Origin of the sequence: Floricoccus penangensis (assembly GCF_001832885.1) — a bacterium.
Lineage (GTDB): Bacteria > Bacillota > Bacilli > Lactobacillales > Streptococcaceae > Floricoccus > Floricoccus penangensis.
In genome coordinates this window covers 332,027-349,275 of sequence record NZ_MKIQ01000027.1, presented here as the reverse complement: position 1 = coordinate 349,275, position 17,249 = coordinate 332,027, and the positions used below count along the sequence as shown (strand labels likewise).

Annotated in this window: 21 protein-coding genes; 3 read left to right on the top strand and 18 right to left on the bottom strand. The window is 31.7% G+C overall.

The genetic code is table 11. From position 1 onward, the window contains the following. Positions 1 to 47 precede the first annotated feature (47 nt). Both BG262_RS06405 and BG262_RS06400 read right to left on the bottom strand, forming a co-directional pair. Positions 48 to 257, bottom strand: coding sequence for a helix-turn-helix domain-containing protein (locus BG262_RS06405; RefSeq protein WP_070788036.1), 210 nt, complete (start codon positions 255 to 257; stop codon positions 48 to 50). A gap of 18 nt (positions 258 to 275) precedes the next feature. Further along, entirely contained in the window at positions 276 to 773 is a 498-nt protein-coding gene (locus tag BG262_RS06400) for a DUF2975 domain-containing protein (protein WP_070788035.1), read from the bottom strand. A 179-nt stretch (positions 774 to 952) separates the two neighbouring features. Between BG262_RS06400 and BG262_RS06395 the strand changes: the two genes are divergently transcribed. Beyond that, positions 953 to 1,438, top strand: a complete 486-nt coding sequence (locus BG262_RS06395; protein ID WP_070788034.1) for a GNAT family N-acetyltransferase — start codon at positions 953 to 955, stop codon at positions 1,436 to 1,438. Between the two features lie 26 nt (positions 1,439 to 1,464). Here BG262_RS06395 and BG262_RS06390 read toward each other — a convergent pair whose 3' ends face one another. The 12 genes from BG262_RS06390 to BG262_RS06335 all read right to left on the bottom strand — a co-directional run bounded on the left by BG262_RS06390 (position 1,465) and on the right by BG262_RS06335 (position 11,302). Then, complete coding sequence (locus BG262_RS06390) at positions 1,465 to 2,175, bottom strand: MgtC/SapB family protein (RefSeq protein WP_070788033.1); 711 nt, start codon at positions 2,173 to 2,175, stop codon at positions 1,465 to 1,467. A 106-nt stretch (positions 2,176 to 2,281) separates the two neighbouring features. Then, positions 2,282 to 2,986 (bottom strand): MgtC/SapB family protein, encoded by a 705-nt coding sequence (locus tag BG262_RS06385; protein WP_070788096.1) that lies wholly within the window; start codon positions 2,984 to 2,986, stop codon positions 2,282 to 2,284. A gap of 133 nt (positions 2,987 to 3,119) precedes the next feature. Beyond that, on the bottom strand, positions 3,120 to 3,860 hold the full coding sequence (locus BG262_RS06380; RefSeq protein WP_070788032.1) for a class I SAM-dependent methyltransferase: 741 nt from the start codon (positions 3,858 to 3,860) through the stop codon (positions 3,120 to 3,122). A gap of 3 nt (positions 3,861 to 3,863) precedes the next feature. Beyond that, positions 3,864 to 4,673, bottom strand: a complete 810-nt coding sequence (locus BG262_RS06375) for an alpha/beta fold hydrolase (RefSeq protein WP_070788031.1) — start codon at positions 4,671 to 4,673, stop codon at positions 3,864 to 3,866. A gap of 91 nt (positions 4,674 to 4,764) precedes the next feature. After that, positions 4,765 to 5,424 carry a VTT domain-containing protein gene (locus BG262_RS06370; RefSeq protein WP_083312919.1) on the bottom strand — a complete coding sequence of 220 codons (660 nt, stop codon included), beginning with the start codon at positions 5,422 to 5,424 and terminating at the stop codon, positions 4,765 to 4,767. After that, positions 5,425 to 5,955 (bottom strand): dihydrofolate reductase family protein, encoded by a 531-nt coding sequence (locus tag BG262_RS06365; RefSeq protein ID WP_070788029.1) that lies wholly within the window; start codon positions 5,953 to 5,955, stop codon positions 5,425 to 5,427. Positions 5,956 to 6,345: 390 nt separating this feature from the next. Then, a complete protein-coding gene (locus BG262_RS06360; RefSeq protein ID WP_070788028.1) occupies positions 6,346 to 6,654 on the bottom strand; it encodes a DUF3784 domain-containing protein in 309 nt (102 codons plus the stop codon). Between the two features lie 14 nt (positions 6,655 to 6,668). Next, the gene (locus BG262_RS06355) at positions 6,669 to 8,276 is read right to left on the bottom strand and encodes an ATP-binding cassette domain-containing protein (RefSeq protein WP_070788027.1); all 1,608 of its coding nucleotides are present in this window, start codon (positions 8,274 to 8,276) and stop codon (positions 6,669 to 6,671) included. Positions 8,277 to 8,473: 197 nt separating this feature from the next. Continuing rightward, the gene (locus BG262_RS06350) at positions 8,474 to 8,941 is read right to left on the bottom strand and encodes an NUDIX hydrolase (protein ID WP_233278831.1); all 468 of its coding nucleotides are present in this window, start codon (positions 8,939 to 8,941) and stop codon (positions 8,474 to 8,476) included. Between the two features lie 29 nt (positions 8,942 to 8,970). Further along, positions 8,971 to 9,801 carry a methylenetetrahydrofolate reductase gene (locus BG262_RS06345; RefSeq protein WP_070788026.1) on the bottom strand — a complete coding sequence of 277 codons (831 nt, stop codon included), beginning with the start codon at positions 9,799 to 9,801 and terminating at the stop codon, positions 8,971 to 8,973. 12 nt (positions 9,802 to 9,813) lie between these two features. Further along, positions 9,814 to 10,320 (bottom strand): GNAT family N-acetyltransferase, encoded by a 507-nt coding sequence (locus tag BG262_RS06340; RefSeq protein WP_070788025.1) that lies wholly within the window; start codon positions 10,318 to 10,320, stop codon positions 9,814 to 9,816. A gap of 280 nt (positions 10,321 to 10,600) precedes the next feature. Beyond that, positions 10,601 to 11,302, bottom strand: coding sequence for a glucosamine-6-phosphate deaminase (locus BG262_RS06335; RefSeq protein WP_070788024.1), 702 nt, complete (start codon positions 11,300 to 11,302; stop codon positions 10,601 to 10,603). Between the two features lie 188 nt (positions 11,303 to 11,490). Between BG262_RS06335 and queA the strand changes: the two genes are divergently transcribed. Further along, entirely contained in the window at positions 11,491 to 12,519 is a 1,029-nt protein-coding gene (gene queA, locus BG262_RS06330) for a tRNA preQ1(34) S-adenosylmethionine ribosyltransferase-isomerase QueA (RefSeq protein WP_070788094.1), read from the top strand. A 234-nt stretch (positions 12,520 to 12,753) separates the two neighbouring features. Continuing rightward, on the top strand, positions 12,754 to 13,287 hold the full coding sequence (locus BG262_RS06325) for an HdeD family acid-resistance protein (protein WP_070788023.1): 534 nt from the start codon (positions 12,754 to 12,756) through the stop codon (positions 13,285 to 13,287). Positions 13,288 to 13,343: 56 nt separating this feature from the next. Here BG262_RS06325 and pyrF read toward each other — a convergent pair whose 3' ends face one another. The 4 genes from pyrF to pepV form a co-directional block, all read right to left on the bottom strand. Then, complete coding sequence (gene pyrF, locus BG262_RS06320) at positions 13,344 to 14,282, bottom strand: orotidine-5'-phosphate decarboxylase (protein ID WP_070788022.1); 939 nt, start codon at positions 14,280 to 14,282, stop codon at positions 13,344 to 13,346. A gap of 45 nt (positions 14,283 to 14,327) precedes the next feature. Next, positions 14,328 to 14,819 carry a hypothetical protein gene (locus BG262_RS06315; RefSeq protein ID WP_233278830.1) on the bottom strand — a complete coding sequence of 164 codons (492 nt, stop codon included), beginning with the start codon at positions 14,817 to 14,819 and terminating at the stop codon, positions 14,328 to 14,330. Positions 14,820 to 14,911: 92 nt separating this feature from the next. After that, positions 14,912 to 15,436, bottom strand: a complete 525-nt coding sequence (locus BG262_RS06310; RefSeq protein ID WP_233278829.1) for a ribonuclease G — start codon at positions 15,434 to 15,436, stop codon at positions 14,912 to 14,914. Positions 15,437 to 15,789: 353 nt separating this feature from the next. Continuing rightward, on the bottom strand, positions 15,790 to 17,199 hold the full coding sequence (gene pepV / locus BG262_RS06305; RefSeq protein ID WP_070788021.1) for a dipeptidase PepV: 1,410 nt from the start codon (positions 17,197 to 17,199) through the stop codon (positions 15,790 to 15,792). Positions 17,200 to 17,249: the final 50 nt, after the last annotated feature.

Below are 17,249 nucleotides of genomic sequence, written 5' to 3'. Positions count from 1 at the left end.
AATCCTAGATAATAAAATCTAGGATTTAAAATTATTAATAAATATTTCTATTCTTCATCGTCAACATACTCTAAAATATCACCTGGTTGGCAATCGAGTGCCTTGCATATTGCATCCAAGGTAGAAAAACGTACTGCTTTTGCTTTTCCAGTTTTTAAAATAGAGATGTTTGCAGTTGTTATGCCAACTTTCTCGGCTAGTTCACTGGAAGACATTTTCTTTTTCGCTAACTCTACATCTAAATTTATGCGAATCATAAATTCCTCCTTTATTTCTTAAATTGTAAATTCATTTTCTTCAGCAATTAAATTTGCTCTCTCCATTACCTTCATAGCAGCCCAAACAACGAGACCCATTATTAAATATGAAAAATCAAAATTAAAATTATAACTGTTATTCATTGCGCCTGCTATAAACTCAGGAAGTTTTGAAATTATTGTCAATACGAAGAAACAATTTGCAACAGTTCTCAAAATATCAGTATTCTCTTTAACAAAAATCTTGTCATTTTCAAGGTTTTTAAAAAGATTAGCAACATTCCAAAACAAGCCAATTACCACCATTATGACAAGAATTGTAGCTAAAATAGTCCAAATATTTATTACTCCCTCACTGGTAATTGTTAAACCTGCAGGCAAGTTAGTCACATCAAACAACGTGAATTTGGTACCCATTAGTCCTAGTACCAATAAACCGATTATTACGATACTTAGAAAAATTGCTCCAATGTAGAAACACCATTTTAAAATCTTAAACAAAGTTTTATCTTTCATGTTCATTTCTCCTTCTTTATTTAACGCTATTTAATTTTGTTAATAAATTCAGTATAAACTTTTTTTATTGAAAATCAAGCATTTATTATTGTTTTTCGATATTTATTTATTATTTATTAATGTTAAAATTTTAATCACAAATGGTATAATACTTATAAACACTAATGTTGAGGTGAAAAATGAATAATAAAATAGTTAGTAATAGATCATTAGAAAAAAGGTTAGTCTCCGCTTTTTTCAAGAAACATTGGGGGAATTCAAAAATGGTCATATCAACCGGTACATATGATTGTAATGACCTTGATGGATATGCACTTCTTAATGATAGCAATGAAATCATTGCACTAATAACATATGTTTTAAAAGAATCTTACTGTGAAATAATTTCTTTGGATAGTATCATTGAAGGAGAAGGCTCAGGAAGTAAGTTGATAAATAAGGTTGAAAAAACTGCATCAGAAAACAGGTGTTCCAAAATAAGATTAATAACAACAAATGATAATCTTAATGCTCTTAGATTTTATCAAAAACGTGGTTACAGATTAGAAAAAATTTATAAAAATGCTGTTACTAATGCACGAAAAATAAAAAAAGAAATTCCTAAGTTTGGCTATCATGGAATTCCTTTAGTAGATGAAATTGAATTAGTAAAAACTATAAAATAAAAGAAGCTATAAATATGCTTCTTGATTTATACATCAACAATTCCAATCTTAATTATATTTTGATATTTTGAAAGTTCTTTTAAAACTTTCGTGTCATCTATACCTTTTGGCATGCTTATTCGATATATTTCTCGGCATACATCACAATTTGGCTCAAATAATATTTCAAAATTTACCAATTGAATATATATATTTTTTGATTTAAAAAAATCACTAATGAACTCTCCTGAATCTTCTCTATCAATATATCTTATTTCTATTAATTGTATCATATTAATATTTAAAAATTTATGGATAAGGAATTGGGTAGTTATCACTGCTAGTGTCCCAATTATAGAAATAGAGTAAAAACCCATTCCTACTGCCATCCCAACACCACCTGAAATCCAAATTGATGCTGCTGTTGTAAGGCCCAAAATTTGCTTCCTAGTTACAATAATTGCTCCTGCACCTAAAAATCCTATTCCACTAACAATTTGTGCAATCAGCTTTGACTCATCTATTGAAATTGCTGATGCCATTGATGGAATATTTCGTACAACACTAGCCTCATTTTGAGCGATGGTAAATTGAGTAAGTGCAATAATTGCTGCACCTAAACAAACTAAAGCATGGATATGAGTCCTCATCCCAGTTGGACCGTTTTTTCTCTGATGTTCAATTGAAATCAAAATTCCACATAAAATTGATAAAACCACTCTAAAAATTATTTCATAAATTGATATACTTCCTAGCATAATGTCATCTCCTAAACAATACATTCTTCTAAAATAATCTATATTTTACCATAAAGTAATAAAAAATATAAATTTAAGATAAAAAAAAGCGAATAATCATTCGCTTTCAGACACTGACAATACTCAATTTCATTATATTTTCATGTGACGATAGATCTTCTATAACTTCAGTATAAGTCATATTTTTTGGAAGATTAATATTATATGTCTTAGAGTAAATCCTGTAATTCTGTTCAAATGATGCATTGAAATTAACAATTTCTGCATCTATTTTTTTACTCTTGAAATAATCAACTAGAAATTCTTTTGTTTCTTGACGATGAACATATTTAATCTCCAATTTCTTAAGAGTATTAACTCGTAAAATTTTATGAACTAAAGTTAAAGATACAAGTACAGCAACACAACCGACTATAGCTATATTATAATATCCCATTCCAATTGCAATACCAAGAGCTGCACCCACCCATAAGGAAGCAGCAGTCGTAAGACCTGTTATTGACTTACGATTAACAATTATAGTACCTGCACCTAAAAAACCTATTCCACTTACTATCTGAGCAATAAGTCTCGACTGATCAATAGTTGTGGCTGATGCTAAACTTGGGTAATCAATGACAGCTTCAGTTGCGCTTTGGGCAATAGTTATCTGAATCAAGGCAATTATTGTTGCACCTACGCTTACTAAAATATGAGTTCTCATACCTGCTGGGCGGTTTTTGTATTCTCGTTCAATACCAATTAACCCACCAACAATTATAGATAATAATATCTTAAAAATTACAGCATATATTGTGATTTCCTTTGTCATACTATTCCCTTTTCTAAAATAATATTTATTAAACATTTTATCCAACTCTATTATTATAGCACATTTAGAGCTTGTTTTCATCATAAAAAAAGATTTTCCATAAGGAAAATCCATGTAATTTTCTTTGTGAAATTTATTTGTGATTTTTGGATGATATTATCATCATCATAGGACGTCTTAGCTCATCCCTCATTCCAGGAATATCCAACATATGCATATCAGGCATCGGTTCAATAATACTTTCAATCGAAAAACCATTTGCCAAAAGAATCTCAACATAAGTTGTTAAAGTTTTATGATATTTTTTCACATAACTTCCTAGAAAATGCGAATTCCTTTCTCCTTCGTAAAAATAATTATCTACAGGAAAATGAGAGATACTACCATCTTCATTATAAACCCAATCTTGACTTCCTTCAGAAGTGAATAATGGATGTTCAACTGAAAATACAAATTCTCCATCATCTACTAGAGCAATATGCAGCTTAGCAAAAAGAGCATTCATTTCATCCTTACTAAGATAATGAAATGCTAGAGATGATATAGCTACATCAAATGTATCTTCAAAAAATTTGACTTCTCTTAAGTCTGCTTGTTCATAAGTGATATTTTCATCAAAGTTCTTTTCACGTGCAACTTCAAGCATTTTTTCCGATAAATCAATTGCTAATACAGATTTTGCACCATTATCAACAGCATATTTTGCATGCCAGCCATAACCACACCCAAGATCTAAAACACGTTTTCCTTTAAAATCAGGAAGCATTTTTTGTAAAGTGTGCCATTCACCAGCACCTGCTAGTCCATCTTTTGAGCGTGACATTTGGCTATAGGAATTAAAAAACTCCTCGTTATCATAAATATTGGTTTTCATTACCTATTCACTTCCATTAATAAAATTAATTAAATTATCTAGTACAAATTTTTCGTTTGTCCAATGGAGACTATGATTTCCAGCTGCCGATAATATTTTACAAGAAGGAGCAAAAATAGAATTTTTATATTCTTCTTCCCGCTCTTTTGAACATAAAAGAACTATATGAAAATTATCTAAATTCCTTTCAGCTATTTCCATTTGCTTTACCATCTCTTCAGTGGCAAGACATTCAGCAATTATTGATTCGTTTGCGTAGACATTAAAAAGTAATTCCGCATTCTCTTTGATAATCTCTTCAGTTACAAGTGGATTTACAGAATCTATAAAATCTTCCGCATTTATACTACCCTTAGCTTTTTCTTCAGAGAAGTCTTTATATTGCTTCAAAAACTGATATGTTTTATCAAGAAGCTTGAAAGTTATTTGTGAATATGTCGGTTCTATCAAAAAGAGTTCATTAGTTAAATCAGATACTTTATCTACCAATTGAAGGGCATATGCTCCACCGTAACTATGACCAACAAACATCGGATTTATGGGCTTCAAATAAGTTATTACCTCTATAATATTACCGACAACATTTCCTGGTGTTCGATTCATATACTCTTTATAGCTATGACCAGTTCCAACGGTATCAACAACAAGTATTCCAATTGAATCGGGAAGCTTATCAATAATGTTTCTGAATGAGTTATAGGCTGAATCGCCACTAAAACCAGGAATAAAAATCAAAGTTTTTTCATTTTTGTTAGATGGTTTGTAAAAATAATAGGTTTTACCATATTTTGTATCAAGAAAATCTTTATTCATGAGCTACTCCTTTTTAGCTTTAAGTTTTACTTCTACTGGTTTTGATGGACATATAGCCAAATAGTTTTTCATTTTTTTCTTCTTAATACGTTTATTCATTATCTTCACTTCTTTCTTGTTTATACAATTTATTAAATAAAAGGAATAGACCAAGTATTATTAAAATAATAGCTAAAAGAACAATTATTTTTTTATAGTTCTTTTCTAATATTGCATCACCACCAACTGCATAGAGAATTGATATAGGAATATTACCAATGACTATATAAGGCAAAAATTTTTTCAGAGAATATCCTAATTTATCAACAGTATAGTCTATCAAGAAGGTTGGAATAACCGGAATCATATATGCAATGGAAAGTCCCATTTTAGGATTGTTCATATTTTCCAATTTTCCTAAAATTTTATTTTTATCCGATGAACTACTAATTTTAAATTTAGAAATTATCCAAATCAAAAGAGCATTCCCAAGAACTGCCGCTGTAACATTTAAGACACTTCCAAATATTGGTCCTAATACTATTCCGGATGCAATTTCAAAAGGAGCCGTTGGAGCACCTGGTACCATAATTACAATAATTATAAGAGCTACCAAAATGATAATATCAACAGGGCCATGACTACGAATTTTTTCGACCAACTGTTTCTGATTTATACGAAAACTTGAAAAATCACCTCTATGCCTCCATATAAATAAAACAATCAGCAACAAGATTATTATTATTAATATCTTAGTAAATTTATTTTTCATCTATAACCTAATCTTTGAATATCTAACTTCTACTAGGTCACCCATCTGTGAAGTTCCAAGATACTTTAAGTTTGTTGGATGGCTCATTTTCTCAAAGAGTCTTTTGCCATCGCCTAGAAGAATTGGTGCTATTTGAATATAGTAATCATCAACCATATTAGCTTCAACTAATGGTTTTAAAATAGCTCCACCTCCGATTATCCAAATAGTTTTTCCTTCTTTTTGTCTAAGGTTATTTAGATAGTCGACTATATTTCCATGCGCAACTTCTACATCTTCAATGTCATTTTTAAGAGTATTTGAAAATATTATTTTTTCTTGATTTGGATAGAATTCTTCATCTTCCTTAAGTAATTTAAGTACTTCTTCATATGTTACTCGTCCCATAACAACAGTATCTACAGTTTCAATAAATTTATCATAAGTTATTTCACCTTCAGTATGGGTATTAAATAACCAGTCCAAATTATCATTTTTATCTGCTAAAAAACCATCCAGGCTTATTGCTCCGTAAAATGCTATCTTTCTCATCTGATACCTCCTAGTTACTCAATATTATAACAAAAACTACCAAAATTGTATGATTTCCACAATTTTGATAGTTTGATATTCATAATCATTTATTATTTACTTCGATAATCATTAACATCTCTGTAAGAAATAACCAAAAATATTAAGATCATAACTTTCAATATAAAAGGTTGTATAATCAAAAGAAAATTAATCGTTCTAAAAAACAATCCCTCCCCACTAATATTACCAATATTAGCAATATTAGACAAACTGATAAAATTTATTATTACTGAATAAGAATAATAAATTATTAAACATAGAAATAAATTTTTCAATAATTTTGTTATCAAATCATTCATACGATATCCTTTCAAAAATATAATTAAATATAAAGTAAATCTACTTTAGTTAAATCTCATTTTTCAAATATGCTTTTAAGTAGACAAATATCATGTAAAAAGCATAGATGATTATAGGAATCAGGCCAATTAGAGATATCTTAGCACCTTTTTTGATAAACACGTCTAAAAAATATGAAATAATAAACTCTAAACCTATATATATCAATAAGTTACTGACTGTTTTAGCTGCTTTATCCACTTTTTCTTTCGGCCTATCACCGAAAGTATTTCCTGCTATGAGTCTTGACCATTTCCCACGTCTAAACTGAATTGCTAGAATTATAAAAAGTAGACCTAAAATTAATATAAATATCATTTTATTAGCCTCCTTTAAAAGCTAACTACTTCATCAACAAATTTCAAATTCTTTTTATGATGAGTTATCATTATTGTTAACTTGTTTTCTAGTAACGGTAAAACATTGTTTAAAATAAATTCTTCTGTTTTTTCATCCATAGCTGATGTTGCTTCATCAAAAATTATTAGATTTGCTTGTGAAAAGTATAGTCTAGTAAAGGCAATTCTCTGTCTTTCACCACCAGATATATTTAATCCCTTTTCTCCAAGTGATGTGTCTAGTCCTTTCTCAAGTTTTCCAAAGAAATTCTTCAAACCACAATTTTCTAATACCTCAATTATCTCTAAATCTGTAATTTTTTCATTTTCAAAAATTATATTTTCTCTTAAACTTCCTTCAAAGATTGGAACTTCCTGTGAAATATAGAAAACGTCCTTATAATAATCATCAAGATTTATGCTAGATAGTTTCCTATCGTTTATAAGAATTTCACCGCTAGTCGCCTTAAGCAAGCCAAGTATTGTTTTTACACAAGTCGATTTTCCCGAACCACTTTTTCCTGTTAAGGCGTAGATTTTCCCTTTTTCGAAATTAAGATTTACACTGCAGAGAATTTCCTTGTTTGAGATGGAAAGATCTACATCCACTAATCTGACATTAGTAATTTTTTCATGGAAAAGCTTTTTCCCAGAAGTAAGACCCAAATCATCAGGTGCCATGTAAAATTCTGCCAGCCGCTCATAGGAAACCTTGTTTAGTCGATAGTTGACAAAGATGACGTTGAAGATGGCAATAGGCGTGTAGATGTTGTCAATGTAGGCAAGAACTGCAACCAATCCGCCAACTGTCAGACTTATGTGCCCAGTCAAGACTAGAGCGAGCAGAAGGATTTGGATGATTGCGACCAAGATAGCGAAAATAGTGAAGAACAGCTCGTGAATGAGCGTCATGCTCGTGACATTATCAACCACCTTCTCCGACAGCGACTCATACTTTCTTATCTCGCTTTTGTATCTGCGATTTATGCGGAAGGTGACTATTTCAAAAACACTACGGGTCAAAATACTATTTAAGGCCTCCTCGTTTATGAGATTTTCCCTTTTAATTCTTTCAAGATATGTGAGAAGGAACTTGCTTATAAGGAAAACGATTAAATATCCAAGGGTAATGAAGGGTATCAGACTTAAATCAATCAGGGAGATAAAAAGTATATTGAATATCAGTGATGGAAGTAATTCTCTCAAAATATGGCAGTAAAAATCTACATAAATACTTCTTCCAGCCAAGGCTCCTACTTCAATCTTCTGTAAGAGATTCCCGCTTCCAAAAGTCATGTAGCTAAGATAATCAATGTGTGAGATTTTCTCTAGCACTTCTTTTTTGAGAAAATAATAAATCCCATGATAGAGTTTGCTTTTGGGATATTCCGACAAATATGCAAGGATGAGGGGAAGAATTAATGTCGTTGAATAAATTAGAAGACTCCAGGGGCTTAGTCCTTTAGAAAATCCATCTAATATATTTTGATAGTAAAGGATGTTTATTGATTTCAGAAGCTGACAAAGAACTCCTAAAATAATGTATGTTACTGTTAAATTCTTAAAATATTTTATTAAATGTCTTATGTTTTGTGCTTTCATGCTATATCTCCTATTTTTGTTGTTGTCTAGGGTTGATACAGCCAAGCTGATAGGACTAAAAATTTATTTGCTCGATATACTGCCTATCAAATCAGCTATATCGAGAATTTAATTCGTTTGTTCATTTTAAAGAGTCTCCTTGTATGCGTTTTCTACATTATATCAAAAAAAGCCCAAGAGGACTTGTTTTAGTATGTTCATTGCACAAAATTCGCTAAATAATATTTAATATAGTCAATATATTCATCTTCCATATTTTCTGGTAAAGGATTATAAGGAAAATATTTAAGGTCAAGTGTCTCGTCTGATTCTAAGTTCATACTTCCTTTATAAGAAATAACCTTATAAAGTGAGGTGACAACGTATATTTGGTCTTTATTTTCTAATGTAAATTGATACTGTGGTCCTGAGAATGTATTGACTAGTTTTAAATCTGTAACTTCAAGACCTGTTTCTTCATACACTTCTCTAATTGCAGTTTCTTCTAGCGATTCACCAATTTCCATTAGTCCACCAGGTAATCCCCAGCTATCATTTGTTCTTTTTTGAAGCAGAATATGGCCGTCTTCATTTTCCAAAATAATATTGGAACCAATAAGAATTAATAAATCATGGCCAATCTTTTTCCTCATATCTTCAACATACATTTGACTAACTTTACTCATAATATTTACTTTCTTTCCAAATTATTTGATTAATTCCTAAAAGTCATATATATTTCTTTACTTGCTAATACGTCGTTCATGGTATAAAGATGGAAACCATCGATTTCGCATCCCAACAATTTATCTATTTGTTCCATAGAATGTTCTAAACCAGCCTGTCTAAGGGAAGCTGGATCATTAGCATACTTTTCCAATACTTTTTCAAGTTCTGGACTTAGTCTAGTATGGTTTCTTGATACCATAAAGTTGATGACACCCCTTGACAATGCAGGCATAACCCCAGCTAAGACTGGTATCTTAAAATTTTCTTTCTCATAGGCTTCTTTGAAGCGATAAAAATCTTCGTTGTCGAAAAATACTTGGCTGATTAGTTGCTGACAACCTGAATCAATTTTTCTTTTAATATCTTCCATCTCACGAGCTAAATCACCATCACCTTCTACACCTCTTGGATGGCATGCTCCTGTGACATGAAAATCAGAAGAGTATTCTCTTATAAAAGCCATAAGTTGATTAGCATATGGAAAATCAGAATAAATTTTAGCCTCATCTCTAACCTCTCCACCTACAACTAATATTTCCCTCACTCCTGAATTAGTAAAAGAATTCAAGGTATCTTCAAGATGTTTTTCGGTCATAAATTTTGCAGGTAAATGAGCCATTGCAGGATATGATAAATCATTTTGAATGTAACGCGTAAGCTCAAAACTTCTTTTATCCATATTTACTTTATCAATGGTTGGAACTCCGATGAATGATGGATTAAGCTCTATAAAATCTTCAAGGTCATCTTTGAAATTTTCATAAGGTGTATTAATTGGTGGAGCAATTATTTCTAGTGAAAAAGGAATCCTATTCATTTCTACCTCTATCTATAATTTTCTTTCAGCATCGATTGCGACATATTCATCAAATTGTAATTTTCTTCCAGTTTCAACGAAATTATTTTTCTTCCAAAAGTTCGTTGCTTGAGGGTTACCCTCAACATATCCTAATTTTGCTTTTTTAAACCCTAATTCTTTCAAGTTATTCAACACTTCTTCTATTAATTCACTAGCAATTCCTTGCCCTTGAATTTCAGTATCCAACATAAAGAATCCAATATAGATAGTTGTAGAATCTGGATATCCTTCAACTAAATCCATAACTGCCAATAATTTCTTATCAGTAGGATTATAAAAGCCAAGATAATGTTTATTTTCTTTGCTAACTCCGGGCGGTAAAGCATTCATGTCCTCTTCAATGCCCTCTATAGTTACCATTGGTGGACAATATTTGAAATAGAGTTCATTATCCTGACAGAGATGAAATATTTGATTTAAATCCGTATAATCGGCTTCTTTTACAATATATTTTTCAGACAAAGATTTTATATCCATATAAACCTCAAATTGAAAGGGATAATACCCCGATGATTGGACTCATTACTCCAAGTAAATAGTTATGAAATAAAAAACTGAGTTTTCTGTTACTACAAATTTACATAATCTTAATAGATTTTAATTTATTATAACATCAAAAGTCTTTGATAAATAGGATTTTTTGAGGAAATTTACTATAAAGATATTTACATTGCGCGTGGTTATAGGACTTAGAAGATATGTTTACAAAAAACCTCCATCAAATTTGATGAAGGTTTAGTCAATTATTATCTTGTTCTTATAGTTTTGAAGCTGCTGCTTCGTCAACAATCACGTAAACGTCATCGTGATTTTGTAATGCACTTGCTGGTAGGTCTTCTGTTTGTTCACCATTTACCATTGCTGCAACTGCATCCGCTTTATTTTCACCGTAAGCCATAAGTACGATTGATTTAGCTCCTAAGATACTTGCAATACCCATTGAGATAGCTTTTTTAGGAACTTCTTCTTCATTTTCGAAGAAACGTGCGTTATCTTTGATTGTGCTTTCAGCAAGATCAACAATATGTGTAGTTGAATCAAATGGAGTTCCTGGTTCATTAAAACCAATGTGTCCGTTTGAACCAATTCCTAAAATTTGTAGGTCAATTGGATTTTCAGCAATAATTTGATCGTAATGTTTTGCTTCTGCTTGTAAATCTTCAGCCTTACCGTTTGGAAGATAGTTTACTTTAAATGGTTTAGCATTGAAAAGTTGTTCACCCATGAAGTGACGGTAGCTTTGTTCATGATCTGCATCTAATCCAACATATTCATCAAGGTTAACTGATGTCATGTCTGAAAAATCAAGATCACTTGCTACTACTTGTTTATAAAATTCAACTGGTGTGCTTCCAGTTGCAAGTCCTAGAGTTTTTGCTCCATTTGCCATTTTTTCTGATAGGATTTCAAATCCTTTTTTTCCACCTTCAACTTGATCTGCAACTTTAATAATTTTCATTTTATTATTTTTCCTTTTATATTTATTCTTTATATTGGTATATACCAATTATACGAAATTAAATTCATTTGTCAACTATTTTCTTTTAAATTTGATATAATATTTTAGTAAATAATTTTGGATTGGAGAAAGCAAGTGTTTACAAGGTATTTAAAAAATATTTTATAATCTCTTGCCAAATATTAACAATGAACACAAATGATTTTGACTTTGAACTTCCTGAAGAGCTGATTGCTCAAACACCTCTCGAAAATAGAAGTGAATCACGTTTACTTGTGATTGATCGTGAATCAGAAACTATGCAAGATAAACATTTCTACGACATTATTGACGAACTTGAGCCGGGTGATGCTCTTGTAATGAATAATACGAGAGTACTTCCTGCAAGACTTTTTGGTGTTAAACCTGATACTGGTGGACATGTTGAGCTTCTACTTCTTAAAAACATTGAGGGTGATAAATGGGAAACTCTTGCTAAGCCTGCTAAACGCCTACGTGTTGGTTCAAAGGTTTCTTTTGGAGACGGTCGCTTGGTTGCTACTGTTACTGAGGAGCTTGAACATGGTGGTCGTATAGTCGAATTTGAATATGATGGAATTTTCTTAGAAACTCTAGAAAGCCTCGGAGAGATGCCACTTCCTCCATATATTCATGAAAAACTTGAAGACCAAGAACGCTATCAAACAGTATACGCTAAAGAAAACGGCTCTGCTGCTGCCCCAACTGCGGGTCTTCATTTTACTCCTGAGTTATTGAAGAAAATCGAAGATAAAGGGGTTAATCTTGTTGAGCTTACACTCCATGTTGGTCTTGGAACTTTTCGTCCGGTTAGTGTTGATAATGTTGATGAACACGAAATGCACAGTGAATTCTACCAGCTATCTGAAGATGCTGCAGCTAAATTGAACGAGGTTAAAGCAAGCGGTGGGCGAATTGTAGCTGTTGGAACTACTTCTATCCGTACTCTTGAGACTATTGGGACAAAATTTAATGGAGAAATTAAAGCTGACTCTGGTTGGACTAATATTTTCATTAAACCTGGATATGAATTTAAGGTTGTTGATGCATTTTCAACAAATTTCCATCTTCCTAAATCAACTTTAGTAATGTTGGTTTCAGCTTTTGCTGGGCGAGATTTTGTACTTGATGCATATAAACATGCAGTTGATGAAAAATATCGTTTCTTCAGTTTTGGGGATGCAATGTTTGTTAAATAATATATTTGATCAGATATATATAAATATCTGGTCTTTTTTTATTTTTATATAACAATGTTCGTGATTTGATCCTAATAAATAACAATTTCTCTTACTACATATATTGGTATAGACTAATTTGTTACAAAATCCTTATCAATATTACTTATTATTTGACTTTTGGTCTATTAATCGTTAATGTTAATAGTACATATTAATAATAATATGGAATTATAAAAAAGGAGGACGTTTTTAATGAAAGACATTAAAATTGGTCTTATTGTACTAGGAATTATTTCACTTATTTTAGGTATTCTTGTTCTTACTAGCCCCACTGGAGAATTAGGACCTATGCTTACTATTATCGGTATTTTAAACATTGTAGCTGCTATTGCATCAGCTTACATTGCTTACAAAACTAAGTTCTCAGAACTTCGTAGCCGTGAAATTTTAAGCGCTGTACTTTCAGCAATTGTTGGTTTGATTTTCTTATTTGATAAATCAGCAAGCGCAGTTACCGTTGCATTCATTTTCGCATTTTGGATTATCTTTGCTTCTGCTGAAGCTATCATGTCAGCTTTCTGGCAAGTTGGTATCAGTGGATTAATGAGAGTTTTATATGTATTAATCGGACTTTTCGGTTTATATGTAGGATTCGTAATGCTATTTGATCCAGCACTTTCTCTTGGTTCATTCGTATGGTTCGTAGGATTCTTCTTAGTATTCGACGGAATCATTGCTGTTGTATCAGCTTTCATGTTACCAAAAGATATTACTGAACAAGTATAATTTAGTAAGAAAAAGAGTTTCTAGACATCTAGAAGCTCTTTTTTTGTCATCATTTTTTACCAAGCTAACTTATCAGCTCTTCTTAATGACTCATTTATTAATTGATTTGTCTCAATTACAATATTTCTAATTGAATTTTTAACTTCTTTATCATTTGACTCAACAGAAGGGTAAGCATAATTAATTGCCCTTGAAGAAGAAATAATAGCTCCAAGTCCATCTTCGTTAAATGAGTTAGCTAATTGTTCAATGTCTCCACCTTGCTTACCAATTCCAGGTACTAAAAATAAGGATTTACTAATTTTTTTACGAAAATCTCTTGCTTGCTCAGGATATGTTGCTCCAACTACCGCTCCAATATTTGAATATCCATATTTACCAATAGACTCTGGATAATTTGATACTATGTAATCACAAACAAGCTCGGAGATGCTCTTTTTATCTTCAATGGTAATCTTATCTTGGTACTCTCCTGATGAATTATTACTTGTTTTCACTAATACAATAACACCGTCCCCATTTTCCTTAGCAACTTCTAAAAATGGATCAATTCCATCCCTTCCTAAGAAGGGATTTACTGTGACAGCATCTACTTTATCTGTATCTTGCCAACTATTATTTTTATCCTTGAAGAAGGCTTGAGCATAGGCTTTCGATGTGGATTCAATGTCCCCTCTCTTTGCATCCGCAATCACGAGTAAGTCTTTGGCGTGTGCATATGCTACTGTCTTCCAAAAGGCATCAATACCAGCAGAACCATAAACTTCATAGTAAGCTAACTGAGGTTTCACTACTGGTATCAAGTCTGCAACTTGATCAATGACTAACTTATTAAATTCATAAATCGCGTGTGCTGCTCCTTGTGACGTTTTACCATATTTTTCTTCTGCTTCATTTAATATATAGGTCGGAAACTCCTTCAAATCTGGATCAAGACCAACACATAGATGAGATTTTTTTTCAAGAACTTTTTCAATGTAATTATCAGCGAACATATATCCTCATTCTATTTATTCATAAAAAAATGCCTTTAGGCATTTTTAATAAGTATCATAATTATAGATAGTAGATGCCATTGCAGCAAAGAAAATAAAGAAAATTATACATGCAACAACCCCAATGATTGCAAATGCAAATGCTACAATTCCTGGAACTTTCCATGAATCTTGAACTTTTTTATATTCTTCAAGAGATTTATAACTTCCATTCTTCCATGCCCATTCATTTCCTTTAAGTCCCATGACAATTTTCCAAATTATTGCAAAGATCCAACCAATTACAGGTACTCCAGCTAATAAAATTAACAACCCTAAATAAACTTTATTACCAATTGACCAATAAAAAGTTAGTCCAAATGCTCCCCAGCTCCAACCTTTTATCTCTTCAGGTACTTCATTACTATTTTCATAAACATGTATTACTTTAGTTTCGTTTGGTAAATCAAAATTTTCTTCAGTATCAAAACTTTCTTTTGATAAATCTAAATTTTCCTCGATAATTTGATCTTTATTTTTTAAGTTTTCTTCTTCCATAATTAATCTCCAATTTTTATATTTTATTACACATTCCTAATTATATCACTATAAATTTATTATATCCATATTTAGTAATAATATATTTCAAATTAAAACTTGTAAGTATCTGTTGAATCGTATATACCTGTATTCCCAATGTTTGAATTATAAGAATTTATTATTGAAAAAAATATAGCCATAAAAAATATAAGAAATAAAAATACGATAAAAATACTTAAAATTCCAAGAATAAATGCAACTATTCCGGGCATTTTCCAAGATTCTTGTACTTTTTTATATTCTTCGACGGATTTATACTTTCCTGCTTTCCACGCCCATTCATTCCCTTTAGCTGCGATTACAATTTTCCATACAATAGCAAATACAAATCCAGCGTAAGGTACCATTGAAAGTAAGATTAACAATCCCAAATAAACTTTATTACCAATCGACCAATAAAGAGTTAATCCAAATGCTCCCCAATTCCAGCCCTTTATATCTTCAGGAACTTGGTTAGAATCTTCATATACATGTACAATTTTTATATTCTCAACTTGTTGGCTTTTCAAAATCGAATTTATATCTTCTTTTAATTCTTTATCATTTTCTAAATCATTATAGGACTCTTCTTTCATAATTTCTCCTTTTTCATTTTCATATTTTTAAAACCTTTATATTATTATTTTAACATAAATTATACATTATAATATAAAAAAGCAAGACCAAATTGGTCTTGCTTTTAATAATATTGAAAAGTTAGGTCGTACTTTTACTCCTTATTCAGTCGCAAAATCACCTATCTTCTTCTTATTACGCTGTCCATAGGACTTAAACGACTAAAGTCGTTAGTTCTAGTGGCAGGGCGTTGGAGAACCTTCTCCGTACTTCACTTCGTTACGATGTCTATGAAACTAACACGGATAAACCCGTGAGTTTCAGTAGCAAGTGTTCGACATCCTTTCAGATGTCTCCTTACTACTCCGATGGTTTATTTAATCAATTGATAGATTGCATCTGCATAGATTGCTGCTGCATCTACTAAGAAGTCAACTGGTACGAATTCGTTTGCTTGGTGCATTGTATCTGTGTATCCAGGGAACATTGCTCCATATGCTACACCACGTTCTAGAAGACGTCCAAATGTTCCACCACCGATGATTTGTTCATAACCTTCTTGACCAGTATGTTTTTCATATACATCAAGTAGAGTTTTAACCAATGGATCATCCATTGGAACATAGTGAGGAGGCATGATATGTTCAGTTAAAGTTACTTTGTAAACTCCATCAAGTTTTACAAGAACATCTTTGATTTTGTTTTCATCTGTTCCTTTAGGGAAACGGAAGTTAAGAGCGATTGTGTTGTCATCAGAATTTTCATCAAATTTGAAGACACCAGCATTCATAGAAAGTGCACCCATTTTTTCATCAGTATAAGCAACACCTAATTTTTTACCATCATGATCTTGGAAAAGAGTTTTACCAGCGATATTGATGAATGCTCCTGGGCCACCTTGGAAGTCATATCCTGAAAGGAAATGAGCAAGGTAAGTTGCACCATTAACACCAGTATGTGGACTAGCTCCGTGTGCTGATTTACCAACAACAGTGATTTCAAATTTATCTTCACCTAAATCTTTGATTTCACCACCAACTTTGAAATCTTTTTTAAATGTTTCAAAAGCTTCTTGGATATCTTCAAGAGGAAGAATTGAAGTTACTACTGCAGTTGCACTTTCTGGTACCATGTTTTCACGTAGTCCACCATTAAATGAATGTAAACGGAAAGTTCCAGCATTAATTCCATCAAAGTGAAGGTATTCAGTAACATTACCTTTTTCACCATTGATAATTGGGAATTCAGCATCTGGTGAAAAACCAAAATCAGGTTTTGGAACACCAACATGTTCAAAGTAATAATCCATATCTCCCCAACCAGATTCTTCATCTGTACCGATTACAAATCTTACTTTTTTAGAAACAGGAAGTCCTAATTCTTTGATTACTTTTAATCCATAGTAACATGCCATTGTTGGCCCTTTATCATCACTTGAACCACGCGCATAGATTTTACCATCGCGAATTTCTGGTTCATAAGGATTTGAATCCCAACCAGAACCTGCTGGTACAACGTCCATATGAGCAAAGATTCCTAATACTTCATCACCATCACCATATTCAAAATGGCCAGCATAGTTATCAACGTTCTTAGTTGCATATCCATCTCGTTTAGCAATGTCTAGAATAGCATCAAGAGCTTTAACTGGACCAGGTCCAAATGGAGCTTCCTTAGTTGCTTTGCTATCATCACGTTCTGAGTTGATGCGTAGAAGAGTAAATAAATCTTCTAACATATCATCTTTGCGTTTTTCAATTTCTTCTTTAAAATTAACTGACATGTATTTCTCCTTTTCATTTTATGACAAATCCAAGCTCTTCATTTTTATAA